Annotated in this window: 1 protein-coding gene; it reads right to left on the bottom strand. The window is 70.1% G+C overall.

What is annotated here, in order from left to right:
- Positions 1-37: 37 nt before the first annotated feature.
- A complete protein-coding gene (locus tag KYY02_RS33550) occupies positions 38-1,297 on the bottom strand; it encodes an ISAs1 family transposase (protein ID WP_371244839.1) in 1,260 nt (419 codons plus the stop codon).
- Positions 1,298-1,446: the final 149 nt, after the last annotated feature.

Genomic DNA, 1,446 nt, shown 5'->3' with positions numbered 1-1,446 from the left:
CCAGGGCCCCGGGGAGAATCCCGTTCGCCCGTTTTGATCATGGGATGCCGTGCAGGTTGAGGGCTGCGTCGGGGCGGGTGTGAGCGCGTCGGCCGCTGGCGATGTTGGTCCAGCCGGCCCGATCGAGGGCCATGCGGGTCAGGTCGCGCAAGGCGCTCATGACGGCCGGGGTGTGGTGGCGTCGGACCTGGCTGGCGTCCTCGGCGAAGGTGACGTCTTTGGTCCAGTGGACGGTGTTCTCGATGATCCAGTGGCCGCGGGCCCAGGAAGCGATCTCGGCGGGGGACGCCTGGTGGGCGGGCAGGTCGGTGACTGCGTAGACCGTCTCGGTCTGCCACTTCTTCGCACCGAGGGGCCGGCGTTTGCGGTGGATGCGAACGACCTGGGCCGCGTGCGGGAAGAGCAGGCCGTCCACGGAGACGACCTTCACCTCCCGTACCTCCTCTCGGCCGTGTCCCCTCTCGCGTGAACGGTCAAGAACAGGTGCCTTGCCCCAGGGCAGCTTCCTCAACTGCCCCGCGAGCGTGGGCCGGTTGTTCTTCACCGACAGCAGGTAGTGCGCGTGACGGTCCTCGACGAGGTAGCGGGCGTGGTCCTTCTGCGCGTGCATCGCGTCCACCGTGATCACGGCCTCGTGCAGGTCCGCGTCGTCGATGGTGTCCAGGAGCGGGGCGAACTCAGGAATCTCGTTGGTCTTCGCGCCGATCTCGCGCAGGGCGGCGGTCAGTGCGTCGTCGTGGCGGACGGCGGTCAGGACGAACATCCGGCTGCCGTCGGCGCGGACGGCTCCGCGCAGGCACTTGCCGTCCACGGCGAACGCCCGCCGTCTCAGCCGGACCGGGTCCGGGGCAAGCACGGCGGCTCGGTGGGCACGGCGCTGTTCGCGTTCGGGGACGCCGTCGGGGCTCAGCGGTACGGTGGCGGGCGACGCCAGCGCGGTGAGCCGGGCGAAACCCGCGGCGGTCAGCGCGCCGGGATCCACTTTGGCGAATGCGTCCCGCAAGGTCCTCTCGCCCGGAGCCCGATACCGGCCGGCGAACGGATCGAACGGGCAGCGCAGACGGGCCAGCACCTCCTGATCGCACCGACGGGCCCATTCCGCGATCGCAACCAGGGAGTTGTGCCCGGCCGCCGTCATCGCACACACCCCGATCGCAAGCAGCGTGGCCAGCCGATATCGAACGCCCCGCGGATCACGCGGGTCGGGCACCTTGGCCAGCGCCTGGAGCAGCCCGTCCGCCGCCTCCCCGACCGCACCGGTGGACGGGCAGGGCGACGTGCCCGGGGACACGGACATGAGGGAGGATGGAGCGACGAGCACGGCAGCCTTGCTGATCTGGGAGCGTAGAGAACTCCATGATCCACAAGAGCCGTGCTCGTCTCATCTCCGGGCATCGATGATCAACCGGTCAAACCGGGAGCGACGGGATTCTCCCCGGGGCCCTG

Source organism: Streptomyces pimonensis, assembly GCF_041380215.1.
GTDB lineage: Bacteria > Actinomycetota > Actinomycetes > Streptomycetales > Streptomycetaceae > Streptomyces > Streptomyces pimonensis.
The sequence above is the reverse complement of the archived record's forward strand: the minus strand, read 5'-3'. Positions and strand labels throughout refer to the sequence as shown.

Excerpts from the sequence above, each read along its gene's own strand:
- KYY02_RS33550 (WP_371244839.1), bottom strand. The coding sequence starts at position 1,297 with ATGTCCGTGTCCCCGGGCACGTCGCCCTGCCCGTCCACCGGTGCGGTC.